Here is a 239-nt window from a genome sequence, read left to right as displayed (position 1 = left end):
CTTATGCCAGTCGATGATCCCCTTGGTCAGTTCTTCTACTGAAGATGCAGGGATTTGTTTAGCAAAGCAGGTAAACAATTTGCCACCGTCAACACAAGAAACGGTTAATCCATCAAACTGACGGGTTTCAATGTTAACACTCAAGTCAATGCCACGCTTTAGCATTAACTCTGTGAGCAAATCTTCTTCACTACGGCCTTCAAGGATTGGGCTTACATAGGCATCAATCTGTTCTGAAA

1 pseudogene is annotated in these 239 nt (G+C 42.7%); it reads right to left on the bottom strand.

Going from position 1 to position 239, the window contains the following annotated elements:
- Positions 1-239 (bottom strand): annotated as a pseudogene (locus tag HBA26_RS22755) (DNA methyltransferase); the annotation flags it as partial.

The sequence above is a fragment of the Enterobacter sp. 725m/11 genome, assembly GCF_011683705.1.
Taxonomy (GTDB): Bacteria; Pseudomonadota; Gammaproteobacteria; order Enterobacterales; family Enterobacteriaceae; genus Enterobacter; species Enterobacter bugandensis.
This window is presented reverse-complemented; position numbering and strand designations above follow the sequence as displayed.